Origin of the sequence: Pandoraea communis (assembly GCF_902459745.1) — a bacterium.
In the GTDB taxonomy this organism is placed as follows: domain Bacteria; phylum Pseudomonadota; class Gammaproteobacteria; order Burkholderiales; family Burkholderiaceae; genus Pandoraea; species Pandoraea communis.
In genome coordinates, this window is sequence record NZ_CABPSJ010000002.1 from 245,920 (window position 1) to 263,256 (window position 17,337).

The 17,337-nt window shown below is 60.7% G+C and carries 16 protein-coding genes, 1 tRNA gene and 2 pseudogenes; 7 read left to right on the forward strand and 12 right to left on the reverse strand.

Features of this window, described 5'->3' with window-relative positions:
* Positions 1–5 precede the first annotated feature (5 nt).
* Entirely contained in the window at positions 6–1,442 is a 1,437-nt protein-coding gene (locus tag PCO31110_RS07455; protein ID WP_150690405.1) for an NAD-dependent succinate-semialdehyde dehydrogenase, read from the reverse strand.
* A gap of 118 nt (positions 1,443–1,560) precedes the next feature.
* Entirely contained in the window at positions 1,561–1,683 is a 123-nt protein-coding gene (locus PCO31110_RS26145; RefSeq protein ID WP_281350615.1) for a hypothetical protein, read from the reverse strand.
* A 309-nt stretch (positions 1,684–1,992) separates the two neighbouring features.
* Between PCO31110_RS26145 and PCO31110_RS07460 the strand changes: the two genes are divergently transcribed.
* On the forward strand, positions 1,993–2,952 hold the full coding sequence (locus PCO31110_RS07460; RefSeq protein ID WP_150690040.1) for a LysR family transcriptional regulator: 960 nt from the start codon (positions 1,993–1,995) through the stop codon (positions 2,950–2,952).
* A 255-nt stretch (positions 2,953–3,207) separates the two neighbouring features.
* Here the strand turns inward: PCO31110_RS07460 and PCO31110_RS07470 are convergent, their stop codons facing one another.
* From PCO31110_RS07470 to PCO31110_RS07485, 4 genes are all read right to left on the reverse strand, one after another.
* On the reverse strand, positions 3,208–4,110 hold the full coding sequence (locus PCO31110_RS07470) for a hypothetical protein (RefSeq protein ID WP_150690041.1): 903 nt from the start codon (positions 4,108–4,110) through the stop codon (positions 3,208–3,210).
* A 332-nt stretch (positions 4,111–4,442) separates the two neighbouring features.
* The gene (locus PCO31110_RS07475) at positions 4,443–4,922 is read right to left on the reverse strand and encodes a nuclear transport factor 2 family protein (RefSeq protein WP_150690042.1); all 480 of its coding nucleotides are present in this window, start codon (positions 4,920–4,922) and stop codon (positions 4,443–4,445) included.
* A 145-nt stretch (positions 4,923–5,067) separates the two neighbouring features.
* Positions 5,068–5,538 carry a cyanase gene (gene cynS / locus PCO31110_RS07480; RefSeq protein ID WP_150690043.1) on the reverse strand — a complete coding sequence of 157 codons (471 nt, stop codon included), beginning with the start codon at positions 5,536–5,538 and terminating at the stop codon, positions 5,068–5,070.
* A 63-nt stretch (positions 5,539–5,601) separates the two neighbouring features.
* The gene (locus PCO31110_RS07485; protein WP_036661880.1) at positions 5,602–6,261 is read right to left on the reverse strand and encodes a carbonic anhydrase; all 660 of its coding nucleotides are present in this window, start codon (positions 6,259–6,261) and stop codon (positions 5,602–5,604) included.
* A 152-nt stretch (positions 6,262–6,413) separates the two neighbouring features.
* Between PCO31110_RS07485 and cynR the strand changes: the two genes are divergently transcribed.
* Complete coding sequence (gene cynR / locus PCO31110_RS07490; protein ID WP_150690044.1) at positions 6,414–7,304, forward strand: transcriptional regulator CynR; 891 nt, start codon at positions 6,414–6,416, stop codon at positions 7,302–7,304.
* Here the strand turns inward: cynR and PCO31110_RS07495 are convergent.
* Positions 7,270–7,635: pseudogene (locus PCO31110_RS07495) on the reverse strand (sigma 54-interacting transcriptional regulator); the annotation flags it as partial. The gene cynR and the pseudogene PCO31110_RS07495 sit on opposite strands and share 35 nt — an antisense overlap.
* Before the next feature lies 1 nt (position 7,636).
* Here PCO31110_RS07495 and PCO31110_RS25630 point away from each other — a divergent pair.
* Positions 7,637–7,807: pseudogene (locus tag PCO31110_RS25630) on the forward strand (helix-turn-helix domain-containing protein); the annotation flags it as partial.
* Between the two features lie 303 nt (positions 7,808–8,110).
* Here PCO31110_RS25630 and PCO31110_RS07505 read toward each other — a convergent pair.
* Together PCO31110_RS07505 and PCO31110_RS07510 are read right to left on the reverse strand one after the other, a co-directional pair.
* A complete protein-coding gene (locus PCO31110_RS07505) occupies positions 8,111–9,115 on the reverse strand; it encodes a tyrosine-type recombinase/integrase (RefSeq protein WP_150690045.1) in 1,005 nt (334 codons plus the stop codon).
* A gap of 188 nt (positions 9,116–9,303) precedes the next feature.
* Positions 9,304–9,390 (reverse strand) — tRNA-Leu (locus PCO31110_RS07510).
* Positions 9,391–9,684: 294 nt separating this feature from the next.
* Between PCO31110_RS07510 and hpnD the strand changes: the two genes are divergently transcribed.
* Entirely contained in the window at positions 9,685–10,551 is an 867-nt protein-coding gene (gene hpnD / locus PCO31110_RS07515; RefSeq protein ID WP_010808871.1) for a presqualene diphosphate synthase HpnD, read from the forward strand.
* A gap of 126 nt (positions 10,552–10,677) precedes the next feature.
* Here the strand turns inward: hpnD and PCO31110_RS07520 are convergent, their stop codons facing one another.
* The 3 genes from PCO31110_RS07520 to PCO31110_RS07530 all read right to left on the reverse strand — a co-directional run bounded on the left by PCO31110_RS07520 (position 10,678) and on the right by PCO31110_RS07530 (position 14,136).
* Entirely contained in the window at positions 10,678–11,904 is a 1,227-nt protein-coding gene (locus PCO31110_RS07520; protein ID WP_150690046.1) for a DUF1501 domain-containing protein, read from the reverse strand.
* An 87-nt stretch (positions 11,905–11,991) separates the two neighbouring features.
* Positions 11,992–13,710: a DUF1800 domain-containing protein gene (locus tag PCO31110_RS07525; protein WP_150690047.1), complete on the reverse strand. Its 1,719-nt coding sequence runs from the start codon at positions 13,708–13,710 to the stop codon at positions 11,992–11,994.
* Between the two features lie 96 nt (positions 13,711–13,806).
* Positions 13,807–14,136, reverse strand: coding sequence for a hypothetical protein (locus PCO31110_RS07530; protein ID WP_144265732.1), 330 nt, complete (start codon positions 14,134–14,136; stop codon positions 13,807–13,809).
* Positions 14,137–14,305: 169 nt separating this feature from the next.
* Here PCO31110_RS07530 and ompR point away from each other — a divergent pair, with 169 nt between their 5' ends.
* From ompR to PCO31110_RS07545, 3 genes are all read left to right on the forward strand, one after another.
* On the forward strand, positions 14,306–15,031 hold the full coding sequence (gene ompR, locus PCO31110_RS07535) for an osmolarity response regulator transcription factor OmpR (protein WP_010808867.1): 726 nt from the start codon (positions 14,306–14,308) through the stop codon (positions 15,029–15,031).
* Between the two features lie 180 nt (positions 15,032–15,211).
* The gene (locus PCO31110_RS07540) at positions 15,212–16,552 is read left to right on the forward strand and encodes an ATP-binding protein (protein ID WP_010808866.1); all 1,341 of its coding nucleotides are present in this window, start codon (positions 15,212–15,214) and stop codon (positions 16,550–16,552) included.
* 235 nt (positions 16,553–16,787) lie between these two features.
* Positions 16,788–17,336: a peroxiredoxin gene (locus PCO31110_RS07545; protein WP_010808865.1), complete on the forward strand. Its 549-nt coding sequence runs from the start codon at positions 16,788–16,790 to the stop codon at positions 17,334–17,336.
* Position 17,337 lies beyond the last annotated feature (1 nt).

A 17,337-nucleotide genomic window follows, 5' to 3' on the forward strand; every position in this document is an offset into this window, starting at 1 on the left:
TCCTTTCAGGCCTGGCTGATGAATTTGTGTGTGAGGTAGTACTCGATGCCCTCGACTCCCCCTTCCGAACCGTGGCCGCTTTCTTTCATGCCGCCAAATGGCAGTTCGGTTGCGACGATGCGATACTGGTTGATACCGATCATCCCGGCTTCCAGTCCGTCACCCACGTCGATCGCGGTGCGAGCACTCTGCGTGAACGCATAGGCCGACAGTCCATACGGCAGGCGGTTCGCTTCGGCCAGACCATCTTCGAGTGTCTCGAAGCGCATCAGCACGGCGATCGGACCAAACGGCTCCTCGTGCATGACGCGTGCATCCATCGGTACGTCGGCAAGAACAGTCGGCTCGAAGAAGTAGCCTTCGCCTTCAATGCGCTTGCCGCCTGCCAGCACTTTGGCGCCGCGTGCCACTGCGTCCGCCACCAGCTCTTCCATCTTCGCGAGTTGCCGAGGATTGGCAAGCGGGCCAACCTGAGTGTTGGGATCCATGCCGTTGCCTACCTTAAGTGCCCTTGCTGCCCGCACAAAGTGTTCAACGAACACGTCGTAAACACCGCGTTGAACCAGGAAGCGCGTCGATGAGATGCAGATCTGGCCGGTGCCGCGGAACCGGTTGGCCGCACCTTCGACGGCGGCCCTCTCCACGTTGGCGTCGTCAAATACCAGTACGGGACCGTGGCCACCGAGTTCGAGTGTGATGGGCTTGACGCCTTCCGCAGCGCGTGCCGAGAGCAGACGACCGATCGGCACCGAACCCGTGAAAGTGACCTTGCGTATCACCGGGGATGCGATAAGTTGCTTCGAGACTTGGTCGGGCACGCCGAACACGACTTGCAGCACCCCTTTGGGAAGACCCGCATCGTCGAGCGCGCGGGCTAGTGCGAGTGCAGTGGCGGGGCTTTCTTCGCCCGGCTTGATGATCACGCTACAACCAGCTGCGAGCGCCGCCGAAAGCTTGCGCGCCGGCGTAATGGCCGGAAAATTCCACGGTGTGAACGCAGCCACCGGACCAATTGCCTGCTTTTTCACGAGCTGCTGTACGCCGGGGCGATTCGAGGGCACCACTCGGCCATCGATGCGACGCGCCTCTTCCGAAAACCACTCGAAGTATTCAGCGGCGCGCAGCACTTCGTCGCGGCTCTCAGCAAGTGGCTTGCCCTCTTCGAGAGTCATCATTTCGGCAATGTGCGGCGCGCGTTCACGCATGAGTTCTGCTGCGCGCCTAAGGATGCGGGCGCGTTCAGCGGGAACTGTGTTGCGCCAGACGTCGAACGCACGGCGCGTGACACTCAGCGCGTGGTCCAGATCGCTAGTGGTCGCTAGCGGCACGCGGCCCAGTTCGCCTCTCGTGGCCGGGTTGATGACGGGTACGGTTTCGCGTTTGTTTGCGGCGATCCATTCGCCGTCAATGAACAGGTACAGGGGATCGTAGACTGAGTTCATGGCATTATCTCGATATAAATACTTAATTAGCAATCCATACTATTTGCTTGACTTTCATGCGCGATAGGCGAAATTCGATCAGCTGATTCGGATGAGCAGCGCAGTTGGCTGAGTCGTATTACTGCCGGGTGCGGCCGACGGGTTCGACCGCCCAGACCTTGATCGTCGTGTCGGACGCCTGTGCGCCATAAGCGCCTGTATTCTCGGCGGCGAGTATGGGCGTCGAAAGAATGCGCTTCATGTATCGTGGGGCGGCGTTCGAATCGGGAAGGGTGCAACGAGTGCCTGACTGCAGAACGAAGTCTAGACGCGAAGTCTGTTTGGTTTTAGTGGGGCTGCAAAGAATGATTCTTTCTGCTGGAGGGAAAATGCCTTGCCGCTATTGAACGATCGTGCTTTTTCCTCGCCGCTGAAGCGTCAGAGCGCTTCTATGCCCGGTGCTTCCCTTAAAAAACCCGGCGTATGATGCTGGGCTTGCGTGTGGTGTGGCTTTCGACCGGTCGGGTGCGAATGCCGAGAGAATCATGAAATCTCATCGGGAAGAATCGGAATGGACAAGGTCTACAACATGTCGGTATTCGTGAAGGTCGTGGAGATGAGCAGCTTCACCGCCGTCGCCAATTACCTGGATACTACGGTCGGCAATGTTTCGCGTGCCGTTTCCGTGCTCGAGGAAGGGCTCAATACACGACTATTGCAAAGGTCCACCCGACGCCTCGTCGTCACCGATGCGGGACGCCGCTTTTACGAGCGTAGTGTCTCTATCCTGGCTGAAATCGAGCATGCCGAAGCCGAGGCACGTGACGCGTTGCTTGAGCCGCGAGGGACGCTGCGCGTACACGCCGTGCCGGGACTTGGGCGTGAGCTTGTGACGCGGGCGGTGCTTGCTTACCGCAAGGCGTATCCGGAAGTTTCAGTCGACGTACTGCTCTCGCAACGCATGCCCAACCTCCTTGAAGAACAGCTTGATCTGGCTGTCGTGATTGCACGAGCTTTGCCCGATTCTGCCTATGTGAGCCAGAAGATCGGAGGCAGTCATTGTGTGCTGGCTGCCTCGCCTGCGTATCTGGCGCAACATCCTGCGCCCGAGCGGCCGGAGGATCTGGCCGATCACGCGCGCGTGCTGCTAAGCACGGTGGATTACGCGCCAGACGAATGGCATCTCAAGAGTGCATCGGACACTATGGTCTTCCGGCCCTCGGGACCGCATTTCAGCGTGAATGACATGGAGGCGATGGCCGTCGCGCTGCGTGACGGCGCTGGAATTGGATTGCTTGCAGCATTCTCCGCAATCAACGACCTGCGCCAGGGAACGCTCGTTCGTGTCCTGCCGCATTTTCACACTTATGAACGCAATGTGTATGCGGTCTACCCATCCCGGCAGTTTGTGGACGCGAAGATTAAGCGGTTCGTTGACGTGCTAAAAGTTCATGTCGGAGAGCAACTGGATTCATATGCAAAAGAGCTGGGTATTGAGACCACACCGGAGGGTGGCGTGGACAGCCTATGATCCGGTCGGCGCTCGATCATGTGGAATTGCGGCTCCGGAGTGTCTCCGTGGCTATTAGCCGAGGCGTCCCGCTATATCTGTTGCCGTCGCGTTGTAATAGGTCATAAGCTCAGAGATATTTCTATGCCCGGTCATCCTAGCTAGATCCAACGGCGGTAGCGTCTTCGCCAGGCGAGTGATTGACCTGACTGATTTTTTCGTACCACGGGCGTCTAGAGATTCACGGCCCCTTGATCCGAGTCGAAAGCGCACCCTTTAACCGAAGATTTTCCACCATGGTCGTTTCATAGGACCAACGCTGTTACGCGTAGAAGCCGCTCGACAAATACTCCCCATGGCAGAGGTGTTTGTTGCGGCCACAATGGCTCGGTTTGAAATGCGATAGAGCGCTTCCGACAAGGATTCATATGTCGCTTGATCTTCGCCATCAAAGCCAAGGTCATTCCATGACCCCATACCTCCGAAAACCCACGAGGACTGAGCGGCCGAAAGAAGTTGGATCGCCTCCCTCGAAATAAGAGAGGCGTTGGCAAATTCCTTATGGAAACCGTGAATCGGCGACTCTGCGGAAAGATCCTCCAACCCTCTGGCAAAGCAAGCTGCGAAGCCGTCCAGCCGCTTTTGAGTTGCGAATGCTTCGACTCGCATAAGGACATCGCAAAACTGGTCGCGAAGCGACTGAAGATCGACTTGCTCGATTTCGCTTGGCGGTCGGTTCCCCGCCACTCGTCCGTAGGTCACTCGCCATATTCGCCTGTCGGCGCTCTGCTGGTCACCAACAACCCAGCGAGCCGCCCAATAGTCGGAACTATTGGGCTTATTAGCTTGCACGGACCAGACCCCGCCGCCGCCAACGAAACCTACAAGCATCCTGTCGGTCACTGCCACCCCATCGACATTGGGATCATTTGATGGCCCATGCGACATCCTCAACTCCATAAAACCATGCTCCTTCAGGTATTGGAACCATGCGGTCGGGTCAGCAGCAATTTGTCGTTCGGACCAGCCGGTCGGCGTCTTGTCCAAATCCACAAAGTGAACGAATTCGCAGAATGTGTTCGCACTGTGCTCCATACCCATGCCAGGGGAGTCGACATCTCGCAACACAGCGTTTCCTTCGAGAACTAGCGCAACGATTTGGGCGATGGTCCCTTGCATGTTTTTCCTTACGGGTAGTGATGCTTCTAGGTAGCTTGTGTTTCACCCGTATAGGGCGAATATGCGGTAAGGAGAGTGTCCCCTTAGCCAACTGCGGCCGATCGTCGATTCCGCAGACCGGCGATCTGGAAGACTGCTTTGCAGCTCAGACCTGACACCGGACACAAATCATACTTTCACCCAAGAGGAGAAAACGAAAAGTCGCGAATAATTCAACGACATTTAAGTCGCTGCATCCCGACGGCGCGCCGGCGCACGCCCAACAATCCGTCATTCGTCGCCACTGGATTGTTGGGCGCTAATCGCTCATCGCGGCTGTAACGATCCGGGCTTCAAAGTCCCAACTCGCTCAGTCCCGGATGATCGTCCGGCCGACGGCCCAAGGGCCAGTGATACTTGCGCTCCGATTCCTTGATCGGCATGTCGTTGATGCACGCATAGCGACGTTGCATGAGACCATCCTCGCCGAACTCCCAGTTCTCGTTGCCGTAGGAGCGGAACCAGTTGCCCGAGTCGTCGTGCCATTCGTAGGCGTAGCGCACGGCAATGCGATTGCCGCCGAACGCCCACAGTTCCTTGATCAGACGATACTCGTGTTCCTTCTTCCATTTGCGCTCGAGGAACGCCTGCGCTTCCGCGCGATTGTTCGCGAACTCTGCGCGATTGCGCCATTTCGTGTCGAGCGAATAGGCGAGCGCGACCTTGGCGGCGTCGCGCGAATTCCAACCGTCTTCCGCGAGACGGACTTTCTCGATGGCCGTCTCCTGCGTGAACGGGGGAAGCGGCGGGCGAATTGCTGCGGGTGAAGTCATTTCGGATCTCCTTGTGGGGTACAGCGCGTTGCTGGTGCTCGACGTGGAGCGCGGCCCCGTCATCGTGCAACCCGAGAGGGCAAGGCCGCCCGAAGCAAGCCCGGCACCGGTGCTCAGTAAGAATTTTCGTCTTTGCATCATGGGTTCAAAACGGCTTGGTCGGCAGATACTTGCCGTCGAGCGTGATGACGGCACGCTCGCCGCCTTCAGGGTCCGGCACCTTCTGGATATCGAGTTTGAAGTTGATCGCGCTGATGATGCCGTCGCCGAATTTCTCGTGAACCAGCGCCTTCAACGTCGAGCCGTACACCTGCACCATTTCGTAGAAGCGGTAGACGGTGGGATCGGTCGGCACGCCACCCGGAACGCTGCCGCGCACGGGAATGGTTTGCAGCAGGCGAACGGCGGCGGCGTCGAGCCCGAGGCGTTCGGCGACGAGCTTCGCCGCATTCTCCGGCAGCGCATGCTGACCGAGTAGCGCGGCTGTCGTGTATGCGAGGCTCAAGCCCGTGCCTTCGTTGATGGCTTCGAAGGTGAGGTTCTTGCGCACCTTCGCGTCGACGATCGTTTCCGTCAATGCTTCGCGTGCGTTCGGTGTGACTTGCGATTGGGTCATGATGTTGCTCCTTGGGTAAAAATCAACCTGGTGAGATCGACAGTCGGTGTGACAAGCCGGGAATCAGAGCGCAGCCACGCACTCGGCGGGCGTCGCGGTGACATCGGGATGCGCAGCGAGCGGCACGAACTGGCGGGTCGCGGCGTCGAGCGCGTCGATCGAGCCGGATTCGATGTCGTAGACCCATCCGTGCAAATTTAGGCGGCCTTGCGCGAGTCCCAGTGCAACTGAGGGGTGGGTCTTGAGGTTGTCGAGCTGGGCGATGACGTTCTCGCGCACCATCGAGTCGACGCGCTCGCGCTCGCCCGCATGTTCACGCGCCTCGTTGACGAGCCTCGCCGAGTCGGCGTAGCGCAGCCAGTTCGCGACAGCGGGCATATGGTCGAGGCACTTGCACGTCGCGACGGCCGTCATCGCGCCGCAGTCCGAGTGGCCGCATATCACCACATCCGTCACGCCGAGCGCGGCCACCGCATATTCGACCGTTGCCGACACACCGCCGGGCTCAGGACCGAACGAAGGCACGATGTTGCCGGCATTGCGGATCACGAACAGATCGCCCGGTTCGCGCTGCGTGACCAGTTCGGGAACCATGCGGCTATCGGAACAGGAAATGAACAGTGTGCGCGGCGTCTGACTGGTGGCCAGCTTGCGGAACAACTCCCTGCGCGCGGGCATGATGTCCCGCTGAAACTTCAGAAAACCGTCGATGATCTCTTGCATGGTCAGCTCCATTCAATCTGGCGTTCGTTGCCGTGTCGGTCAGTGCGGTGCGTTGGACAGAGAATGGACCTGTTCCGTCATAGTGTCCAAGACGGGTTTATGATGCTAACCATAGGAATCACCAATAGTTATCGAGGACGAGGAGATTCACCATGCTGTTGCGTCATATCCGTTACTTCCTGGCCGTCGCGGAGCACCGCAATTTCACACGCGCCGCCGAGGCGCTGCACGTTTCACAGCCCACGCTGTCGCAGCAAATACGGCAACTGGAAGACACGCTGCGCACGCAGCTCCTAGACCGTTCGGGGCGGAACGTGCAACTCACGGATGCCGGCGCGGCGTGGATGCGCTATGCGAAGCTCGCGCTACAGGATCTGGATGCGGGCGTGCGGGCGATACATGACGTTGGCGAACTGAGCCGCGGCAATTTGCGCCTTGCCGTGACGCCGACCTTCACGGCGTATCTCGTGGGGCCCGTGATCGATCGTTTTTATGGCCTGCATCCCGGCATCGCGATCGACATTCAGGAAATCACGCAGGATCAGATCGAAGCGCAGCTCGCCGATGACAGGCTCGACGCCGGCATCGCGTTCGAGCCCGTCCACACTGCGGAAATCGAAAGCGAGCCGTTGTTTCGCGAGACGCTGAGCCTCGTCGTCGGCGGAGGCCATGCGCGCGCGACGCGCCGCAAGCCGCTGTCCGCGCAGGACTTCGCCAACGAACGGCTGGTGCTGCTGAACAAAGCGTTCGCGACGCGGCGTTACATCGACGAATACTGCGCGCAGAACCGGATCCGCCCGCAGGTTGCCATCGAGGTCAGTTCGATCAGTGCGATCGTCGAGATCGTGCGGCGTGGGCAGCTCGCAACCGTACTGCCCGATGGCATCGCGCGCGAGCATACCGCGCTGCACCCCGTGCTGCTCGACCCGCCGCTGCAGGCGCGCACGGCTGTGCTGCTGCAACGCAAGGACGCGTATCGGACGGCGGCGAGCAAGGCCTTCGTCCAGGTGTTGACGGAATTGACGAAGAACTTCCGACGCTGATGGAGATCGCGTACGTGACGCGCAAAGCGAAGAGATCAACACGCAACGCGCGCTCCGTTAACTCCGACACCTGCGATGCCGACACCACCGGCGTGGGTTGTTGCGAAGCGACGTGCCGCCGCCACACGAAGTGCTCGAGCAGCAGCGGCACGTCTTCGCGGCGCTCGCGCAACGGCGGCAGCCCGATCTGCGCAACGTACAGCCGATACAGCAGATCCGCGCGAAAACCGCCTTCGGCGGCCAGCGCCACGAGATCGGCCTTCGATGCCGCGATCACGCGGCAATCGACGGGAATCGACTCGTTCGCGCCGAGCCGTTCCAGCGTGCGTTCCCAAGACATGCAGCGGCGTCACACCGGCAACGTCGCCGAGGCGAGCCATGCGCTCGGCATCTCGAAAAAGACGCTGTATCACAAGCTGCGTCAGCGTCCGCTGTCTGGCCATTCACATCGTGCCCGGCTTTTTCTGTCGCTACTCGGAGTCAACACGAACTCATTTAGATAAACTTAGCAGCAGCCGCAAACAAATCATCGTAATTTATGGGGCTCAATCCTGATAACGTTTATATCGGTCCAGCAACTTTGTCGCGTCGTCTGGAATCCGAATGACCGGTGATTGCCCCAGACCTGTCACAGCATCACAGTCGTTGCGAACGTCTCAGTTGGGTCGACAGCGGACGCTCTTACCCAATACCCAAGAGAAAAAAGCCCGTCCCCCGCATAATCAACGGGCAATTTTGCTAATCCCAGATCTGGTGAAATCGCGACTCCCGGAGTGAATGTTGCGCATTCAGTATCTCCGCGGCTATTAGCCGAGGCGTCCCGCTATATCTGTTGCCGTCGCGTTGTAATACGTCATCAGTTCAGAGATGTTTCTGTGGCCAGTCATCCTAGCGAGATCTAACGATTGTAATTTCTTCGCTAGGCGAGTGATGGCTTCGTGTCGCGTATCGTGAAACGTCACATCCGGGATCTGTGATCTGTCTCGCGCCTTCCGAAATAGCGCGTCGCGGCTCGACGCAGACAAGGCGAATAGCGATTCGCCTTTCGGCACCGCCGGAAGCATCTTCAGAAGCTCAATCGCGCGGGAGGACAGCGGCACGTTGCGTGCCGTGCCATTTTTCGTCATTGGGAGCCGTGCGAACTTGCCGTGGTAGTTCACCGACGAGGCTGTAAGAGCCAGGATTTCGCTAGAGCGCATCGCCGTCTCTATCGCGAACAGAAAGGCAACTGCCACACGCTGCATCGGCGTTTCTACGGGCAGTCCCTCTTCATAGCCCAGGCTCGCAAGCAGCAACTCGATTTCCTCTTGCGAAATCAACCGTTCCCGCCCCGGCGGGTCCGGCGGGCGCTTCACATCCGCCATCGGGTTCGTCACCAGCCAGCCCCACTCCTTCCGGGCCACCAGGAACGCGTGCGACATCAGCGACATTTCCCGTGACGCGGACGCACCCGACACCTCACGCATCCGCACGTCCCGCCAAGCCGCGATATGGCTTGGCCGAAGGTCGATCAACTTGATGTCTTTGAATTTCCGTCCGCCGATCTCCTTGCCGCCGATCAGGGGCAAACGCAACCTCTCCCATCTCGCGCCACGCTTCGTGTGGGTCACCTTCAGCTCATACTCCTTGAGCACATCCCCAACCGTCAGCGTCTTACTCCCTGCCCCGCTGGCAATCGACCGCAACTCCGTCTCTCGTTGCGCGCTCCACGCCATCGCTGCCGCTCTCGTATCAAACGTCCTGCTATCGCGCTGCCCATCAACCATCACTTGCACGCGCCAGCCCTTTGCCACCTTCTGAATCGATGCCATTTCGTGGGGAAACCTCGGGTAAAAAATGGGGGACCCGACACGATTTTAGGTGCGAAGAGGTGAGTTTTTGAGCAAGTGGGGAACAATCAGAATCGACGCAAAAATCCCTACCCGGCTTATTCGGCGAGCGTTTGCGAGTTTTTGCGGGAAGAAGTGAGACCTACGAAACCGATGCCAAAACGGGGAGTTGGTGCGAGGAAGGGGACTCGAACCCCTACACCCTTGCGGGCGTCAGGACCTAAACCTGGTGCGTCTACCAATTTCGCCATCCTCGCAGCCCGTGGGCGTCGTCACCTTTATGGGGAAACGACATCCCGGCATCGGGTTGACGGCATGCGTGTCCTGGCGGACATGAAAAGGGGCGACTCGTCGCCCCGCTGCATGCGTCAAAGCAGGCGAGCATTCTACATGATGTGCATTTGACCGGCAATCTCTTACAACGCCATCTCCCTCACGCCCGCCCCCAGGCCCGCAATGCTAGAATTCGCACCAATTCATGGCTCTTGCCCCCGGTTGCGCGCCCGCGCACCGACATCCGGGCACCTGGCCAAACCGATACCCCCATTCGCATGCAACCCCACGAGACCGCCGACGACTCCCCCGGCACCCCCGCGCAAGCCAGCGACTACTGCCGCCAGAAAGCCGGCCCCGCCGGCTCCGCGCTCTATTACGCGCTGCTCCAACTGCCGCCGTCCAAACGCGACGCCGCCTACGCCGCCCATGCCTTCTGCCAGGAAGTCGCCGATATTCACGCCGCCGTCCACGACCCCGGCGTCGCTCACGCAAAACTCGATTGGTGGCGCCAGGAACTCGCGCGACTCTTCGCCGGCACCCCCGCACACCCCGTCACGCGCGCACTTGCCCCTGTCGTCAAAAACACCCACATCGCACGCGCCTCATTCGAAGCCGTGCTGCATGGTGCCGAGATGGATCTCTCCCAGATGCGCTATCTCGACTTCGCCGGCCTCTCGCACTATTGTGACGCCGCCGGCGGTGCCCCCGCCGAACTGGTCGCGCACATCTACGGTTTCGACGACCCGCAAACCCCCGCGCTTGCCCGCACCCTCGGCCACGCCATCACACTCGGCCGCCGCGTCACCGACGCAGGTGTCGACGCACGCGCCGGCTACGTCTATTTCCCCATCGACGAATTGCAACGCTTCGGCGTCACCGCCGCCGATCTGCAAAACGGGAAGTACTCGCCAGCCTTCATCGAACTCATGAAGTTCCAACACGCCCGTGCGCGTCAGACCATCGCCGAAGCCGCCGCCGCCATCCCCAAACAAGACCGCCGCAAGCAAAAGCCTTTGCTCGCCCTCGCCGCACTGCAATTGGCATTGATGGATGAGGTCGCCGCCAGCGACTATCAGGTGCTGCACCAGCGCATCGATCTCACACCGCTACGCAAATTCTGGCGCGCCTGGCGCGCTCGCTGAGACCCACCGCCCCGCTTCCGTTCGCAGATCCGCGACTTCGCCCTGACGATTCGCGGATCCCGCAAACGCACACAGCAACCATCCCCTGCTCACCAGCACAACACCAAGCCCCACCGCGCCAGCACCTCAAACCCGTAACACATCCAGCGGCTTGAACGCACCACTCAACACCGTCTGCGGATTCAGCCCCCACCAGCGCTGCAGCACCGTCGCATACACTTCGCGGAAATCGACGGCAAATGGCAGATTGCCATTCCCATCGAGCCGATCCAATCGCGGCACGTCCCCGTAGAGGCCGCCGCGAACACGCCCGCCCGCAATGAAATGCGGCGCCACCGTCCCGTGATCCGTCCCCTGGCTCTGGTTCTCGCGCGGACGCCGGCCAAACTCCGCGTACGTGACGATCATCGTCGATTGCCAACGATTCAACTCGGTCAGCCCGGCCCGCAACGCCATCATCCCCAGCGACAACTGACGCAATAGATTCGCCTGCTGCCCCGGTTGATTCTGATGCGTATCAAAGCCGTTGAGCGTCAGACGCAACACAGCAACGCCGCGCCCCGGCAGCGGCACGCCCGCCGAAGAGTCCGCCGCCGCAACAACCTGCAGCGCAGTTTTCACCACGTTACCGAACGCCCCCTGCGGCATCGGCGTGCGCAGCACGTACTGTCCCTGACGCGGCCGCAGTCCGTCCGCCGCCTTCACGATGTCGTTCTCCACACGCAGCACATGCGCGAGCGCCGGGTTGCTCACCTGCACCGCATTCGCCGACGCCAGCGTCGCATCCCGCAAGAACTGCGCGGGATTGGTCAACGTCACTGCCCGGGCACCACCGCCCAATGGGCCCAACTCCGCACTGCCCACAATCACGCCATCGGCGTCGAAACCCGGTGGCACCGCTTGTTCCGCAAACGCGCGCGACAACCAGCCGTCGCGCAAATACTCGTCGGAACGCGACGCCGTATTCCATATCTCGATAGACCGGAAGTGCGACAGATTCGGCTGCGCATACCCCACACCCTGCACGATCGCCAACTCCTTCGCCTGCCACATCGGCAACAACGGACGCATCTCCGGATGCAAGCCACTACGCCCGTCCAGTTGCACCACCTGCTCACGCTTGATGCCAATACTCGGGCGCAGACTCGCATACATCGGGTCAGCATAGGGAATGACGGTGTTCAACCCGTCATTGCCACCTTTGAGTTCGATCAGGATCAGCAGATTGCCGTAGTTCCCGCCCGCCCCCGGCAGTGTCCCGGACAGATCATGCGCAGCCGCCAAGACCGGCCCTGGTGCCAGCCATGCAGCACCAAGGCCACCGGCAAAAGTCAGAAAATCGCGTCGACGCATCTCACACCTCTCACGGCTAGTCCCGTACGAATGGATACGCAGACGTCGCCCAATGACACTCATCCCGTGCGGCCCGCCATCACTTCATCACTTCAATTGATAGGCGGGGTCCATCAATAACGCCTGCAAATAGGCTGCACTGTTCACGCCGGCCGTTTGCGGCACCGCAGGCGCGAACGGCAACACCGCCCGCTGCAACGCCTCGCGCGCCCTCTCATCCGGAACGTCGACCGGCCCCAGCGCGTAAGGTTGCAGCCAGCGCGATAGATCGAAACGCACGCCCGCGACGGTTCTCGGCATCGCTGCCGCAGGACGAAGCGCCGTGCGTTGCACACCAGAACTCGCCGCCGACGACGGCAACACCATCGACGGTCCACCGGCATTCGCGTTCTCCGTCGCCCGGAACATGCGCTCCACGAACTGCTTTCGCGCCAGCAACGTAGTGCTGTCGATCCATGCATCGCCGCCGGGCCACCCCTTCACATTCGGCGGACGAAACAGGTCCTGCCCAAGTGCCCGCATCTGCTGAGCCAGCATCTGCGGATCGTCGTAGCCAATGTCGAACTCGCGCACGGTGTCCGTCACGAACTCCGACGGCGACTTGACCAACGTACCCCGTGTTCGTGCATCCCAAAAGGCAGGCGTCAGCAATAGCGCACGCATCGCTACACGAATGTCGTATCCGCTCGCGCGAAAGGCGCCCGCCACACGTTGAACCTGCGACGGCTCAGGCGTCGGCGATACGAACTCGCGCCACAATTTGCCGGTGATGAACGTCGCTGTCTCCGGACGCGCCAGCAAAATGTCGAGCATCTGGTCGCCATCGAAGTCGCCGGTCTGGTTCAGCACGGTCTTCGCGCCCACGTCATGAACATTGGCGCGCCAGACATAGCTCATCGTCGGCCGATCAATACTCCAGCCGGTATAGGCGCGCGCCGCCTCACGGACATCCTGCTCGGTGTAATGCCCCTCGCCCAGCGTGAACAGCTCCATGACCTCACGCGCGAAGTTCTCATTCGGATGCCCCTTCCGGCTGCCCGCACCATCGAGATAGACGAGCATGGCCGGGTCCTTCGACACCTCGTGCAGCAACACGCCGAAATTGCCCAGCGCATTCGCACGCAGCAGCACGTTCTGACGGTAAAGCACGACCGGCTCGCGAACCTTGTCGTCGCTCGACACGAAGTGGTTGTGCCAGAACATCGTCATGCGCTCAGTGAGCGGCGACGGCGTGCTCGCCATCTCCTGTGCCCACCAGGCAGGCAGCGACGCCGCCATGCGATCACGTCGCTGGTTCAGCTCACGGCGCTGCTCGTCGGTCATGTTCTTGACAGGCGCGCCATAGAGCGGCGGATCGGCCGCCCATGCGGGGGGTGGCGTCACGGCAGTACGGCGTGTTTGCTCCAGCAGGCGGTCGACGGCCTGCGCGCGCGTCAATCCGACGAATGGCGCCAGTTCGCGAGCGTCGGGTGAGTAGCCGGTGCGGGTGAGGAGGTAGCGAGCGTCGTCGGTTGTAAGGGCACGCGTCGAAGGATCGACGGCAGTGTTCGTTGCATGTGTCGACGTCGAACGCGCCGTATGCGTCACGCCCGCGTGCTTCGCCCCCGCAGCGTGGACCACCAACGGCGACGCCAGCCAAAAGGCGGCGAGCAAGCCCCGCACGAGCCGCCGGCAGGCGAGCGGTTTCAGGTAGACGGATAGTAACGGCGGCGGTGCGATCTGGTCCCTCGCCTTCTCGTTACGCTTGCGGCGAGCGCAAAAAAAGCCAGCGTCGACAGCGGCTGGCGATGTTGGATTCGGCTTCATGGGACGCTCGCGTCAAAGTGACATCACTGGCGTTTTGGGAGAAGCGTTTGGCGACGTTTCCGAAACTGATCTGGCACCAACGTAGTGCGCGTCATGCTAGTGACTGTACAACTCGCGCACAGCGTCTTGAATATGTTGACGAAGCAAGCGCCGGTCTTCCGGCGACATATGACCATTCGGACGGCGGCCCGGCGGCGTGTTCTGCAGATCGTCGTTGCGGCGCTCGGCAGAGGTATCCCCCTGCGACTGCCCATTCTTCGACGGATTGCGAGGCGACGGCGCTGGCACCGAGCGCTGCTGTCCAGACGGACTCACGCCATGAGATTGCGTGCTGAAATGGGCCACGGGACGGGCATACGTCACACCCAGGTGTCCCCAGAGCATGATTCCCCCGAACAGTAGCGTCAACTCAGCAGCCCATCTCATCTTGTGCGTATGTCCTTCATGCCATGCGGCAGGTTTTCGCCCTGGCAGGGGTGCAAGTGTACCCACTGCCTATGGTCAGCGCACAAGGGGTAGGGTAAATTGTGTAACCCTTTGTAACCCGCTTTGGCGGCCTCCTCAGTTCGCAACATTTCGGGCTAAGATACGTGGCATGGAAAACAAAAATTCTCCCAAAATTCTGGTTGTCGACGACGATCCGCGCCTGCGCGACCTGTTACGTCGTTACCTCGGGGAACAGGGTTTCAATGTCTTTGTGGCCGAAAATGCAACGGCCATGAACAAGCTTTGGGTACGCGAGCGCTTCGATCTGCTCGTGCTGGACCTGATGCTCCCCGGTGAAGACGGTCTTTCTATTTGTCGCCGCCTGCGTGGCGCGAATGACCGCACGCCGATCATCATGTTAACGGCCAAAGGCGAGGATGTCGACCGTATCGTCGGCCTCGAAATGGGCGCCGACGATTATCTGCCGAAGCCCTTCAATCCGCGCGAACTCGTCGCCCGAATTCATGCCGTATTGCGCCGTCAGGCGCCGCCTGAACTTCCCGGCGCACCCAGCGAAACCATGGAGACGTTCGAGTTTGGCGACTTCGCCCTGAACCTCGCCACGCGCACGCTCACCAAAAACGGTCAGGAAATCGCGCTCACGACGGGCGAGTTCTCGGTGCTCAAGGTATTCGCGCGCCATCCGCGCCAGCCCTTGTCCCGCGAGAAGCTGATGGAACTCGCACGGGGGCGCGAATACGAAGTGTTCGACCGCAGCCTCGACGTGCAGATCTCGCGCCTGCGCAAGCTCATTGAACCGGACCCGGGCAGCCCTCGCTTCATTCAGACCGTCTGGGGCCTCGGCTACGTGTTCATTCCGGACGGCGGCGCGTGATCGGCCACCTTCGCGTCTCACGCTGCAAAACGACGCCGGTCGCAACAAGCTCGCGCACCGGCGTCGTGTCTTGTTTCACGTCGCATCTCATGCCGCACGTCGCGCTTCGTCCCGCCCCCCGTCATCCGGCACACCGGGCCTGCGGGCACGCACAAATCACGCTTTAGACGGAGCAACCCCATGCATCCGATCCGGATGGTACGCGGGCTGTTCGGCGGTCTTTTCTGGCGTACCTTTTTCCTCATCGCACTGCTTATCGGCGTCAGTCTGGCCGCCTGGTATCAGAGCTTTCGCGTGATCGAACGCGAGCCGCGCGCACAACGGGTTGCGCAGCAGCTCGTGTCGATCGTCAAGCTCACGCGCACCGCCCTGCTCTATTCCGAACCCGATCTGCGCCGCGCATTGCTCCAGGATCTGGAGAGCAATGAGGGCATCCGCGTGTATCCGCGCGAACCGGCAGACAAGGTCGAGAAGCAGCCGGGCGGCGTGGTGCAGGATCTGATCGTGCGCGACGTGCAACGGCGTCTTGGCACGGACACGATCATCGCCGCCTCGGTCAACGAGATCCCGGCCATGTGGATCAGCTTCAAGATCGACGAAGACGACTACTGGGTCGCCATCGAGCAAGACCGGATCGACACGGCCACCGGCCTTCAACTCTTCAGTTGGGGGACCTTCGCGCTGGCACTCTCGCTCATCGGCGCCGCCTTCATTACCGCGATCGTGAACCGGCCGTTCGCCCGGCTCGCCCACGCCGCTCGTGCCATCGGCGAAGGGCAACGCCCCGATCCGCTGCCCGAGCGCGGCATGGGCGAGGCCGCCGAGGCCAACCGCAGCTTCAACCAGATGGTGGACGAACTCGAGCGCCTCGAAGCCGACCGGGCACTGATGCTCGCCGGCATCTCGCACGACCTGCGCACACCACTCGCCCGGCTACGGCTGGAGACGGAGATGAGTCCGTCCGACGAGAACGTCAAACGCGACATGATCAGCGACATCGAGCAAATGGACGAGATCATCGGCCGCTTTCTCGATTACGCCCGCCCAGCGTCGCGCACGATGCAGGCGCTGGACCTGTCGGATATCGTGCGCGAGACCGCCACCTCGTTCGACGGCAGGGAAGACCTCAACGTCACCATCGAACTTGCCGAAGCCACCGCAGTGCTGGCCGAGCGCACCGACCTCAAGCGCCTGCTCACGAACCTGCTCGAGAACGCGCGCAAGTATGGCCGCGACGCCGAGACCGACATCGCCAACGTTCACATCACGACGCGCGTGCTCGGTGAACGCGTCGAGATGCGTGTGCGCGATACCGGCCCCGGCATTCCCGAGGAGCAACTGGCCCTCGTTTTCCGCCCGTTCTATCGGGTGGACACGGCACGAACCAAGGCAGACGGCACCGGCCTTGGCATGGCAATCGTCCAGCGCATTGCCACACGCTACAAAGGCATCGCCTCGCTGCGCAATGTTCGTCCGGGCACCGGCCTTGAAATCATCGTGTCATTCCCGCTTGCTAAATAGATGTGATCGCGCGGGAATTTGGCTATGCTCAAGGCTTCTTCCGCGCAGCATCACACAACATCCTATCGACGGGATTTGATTTAACTATCCCCGGCATAAAAATAAACTATTGCCGCCATTGATTTGATAGCGTATACTGCCTTGGTTGACCGGGATCGCATGATCCCGGTCAGTTGCTGGTTGCGATGTACCTGTGACATCTCGACATAAACCGCACTAATTTAGGAGTAAATCGATGAAGACTGTCGGCGACAAACTCGAAGCGTTCTCGGTAGTAGCTGCCAAGCCCGGTTTCAACAACCACGAAGAAAACGGTGTGTCGGCTTTCGAAACGATCACCGAAGCCTCGTTCCCGGGCAAGTGGAAGATCATTTACTTCTACCCGAAGGATTTCACCTTCGTGTGCCCGACCGAAATCGTTGAGTTCGCCAAGCTGGCCAACGACTTCGCAGATCGTGACGCTGTTCTGCTCGGCGGTTCGGGCGACAACGAATTCGTGAAACTGGCATGGCGCCGTGAGCACAAGGACCTGAGCAAGCTGAACCACTACTCGTTCGGCGACACCACGGGTGCTCTGATCGACCAACTCGGCGTGCGTGAAAAGGAAGCCGGCGTGGCCCTGCGTGCAACGTTCATCGTTGACCCGGACAACGTCATTCAGCACGTTTCGGTGAACAACCTGAACGTCGGCCGTAACCCGGAAGAAGTTCTGCGTATTCTGGACGGCCTGCAAACCGACGAACTCTGCCCGTGCAACCGCGCGGTCGGCGGTGCAACGCTGTAAG

Bases quoted from the DNA above. Each gene is read 5' to 3' on its own strand.
- PCO31110_RS07455 (WP_150690405.1), bottom strand. From the start codon at position 1,442: ATGAACTCAGTCTACGATCCCCTGTACCTGTTCATTGACGGCGAATGG.
- PCO31110_RS26145 (WP_281350615.1), bottom strand. From the start codon at position 1,683: ATGAAGCGCATTCTTTCGACGCCCATACTCGCCGCCGAGAATACAGGC.
- PCO31110_RS07460 (WP_150690040.1), top strand. From the start codon at position 1,993: ATGGACAAGGTCTACAACATGTCGGTATTCGTGAAGGTCGTGGAGATG.
- PCO31110_RS07470 (WP_150690041.1), bottom strand. From the start codon at position 4,110: ATGCAAGGGACCATCGCCCAAATCGTTGCGCTAGTTCTCGAAGGAAAC.
- PCO31110_RS07475 (WP_150690042.1), bottom strand. From the start codon at position 4,922: ATGACTTCACCCGCAGCAATTCGCCCGCCGCTTCCCCCGTTCACGCAG.
- cynS (WP_150690043.1), bottom strand. From the start codon at position 5,538: ATGACCCAATCGCAAGTCACACCGAACGCACGCGAAGCATTGACGGAA.
- PCO31110_RS07485 (WP_036661880.1), bottom strand. From the start codon at position 6,261: ATGCAAGAGATCATCGACGGTTTTCTGAAGTTTCAGCGGGACATCATG.
- cynR (WP_150690044.1), top strand. From the start codon at position 6,414: ATGCTGTTGCGTCATATCCGTTACTTCCTGGCCGTCGCGGAGCACCGC.
- PCO31110_RS07505 (WP_150690045.1), bottom strand. From the start codon at position 9,115: ATGGCATCGATTCAGAAGGTGGCAAAGGGCTGGCGCGTGCAAGTGATG.
- hpnD (WP_010808871.1), top strand. From the start codon at position 9,685: ATGCAACCCCACGAGACCGCCGACGACTCCCCCGGCACCCCCGCGCAA.
- PCO31110_RS07520 (WP_150690046.1), bottom strand. From the start codon at position 11,904: ATGCGTCGACGCGATTTTCTGACTTTTGCCGGTGGCCTTGGTGCTGCA.
- PCO31110_RS07525 (WP_150690047.1), bottom strand. From the start codon at position 13,710: ATGAAGCCGAATCCAACATCGCCAGCCGCTGTCGACGCTGGCTTTTTT.
- PCO31110_RS07530 (WP_144265732.1), bottom strand. From the start codon at position 14,136: ATGAGATGGGCTGCTGAGTTGACGCTACTGTTCGGGGGAATCATGCTC.
- ompR (WP_010808867.1), top strand. From the start codon at position 14,306: ATGGAAAACAAAAATTCTCCCAAAATTCTGGTTGTCGACGACGATCCG.
- PCO31110_RS07540 (WP_010808866.1), top strand. From the start codon at position 15,212: ATGCATCCGATCCGGATGGTACGCGGGCTGTTCGGCGGTCTTTTCTGG.
- PCO31110_RS07545 (WP_010808865.1), top strand. From the start codon at position 16,788: ATGAAGACTGTCGGCGACAAACTCGAAGCGTTCTCGGTAGTAGCTGCC.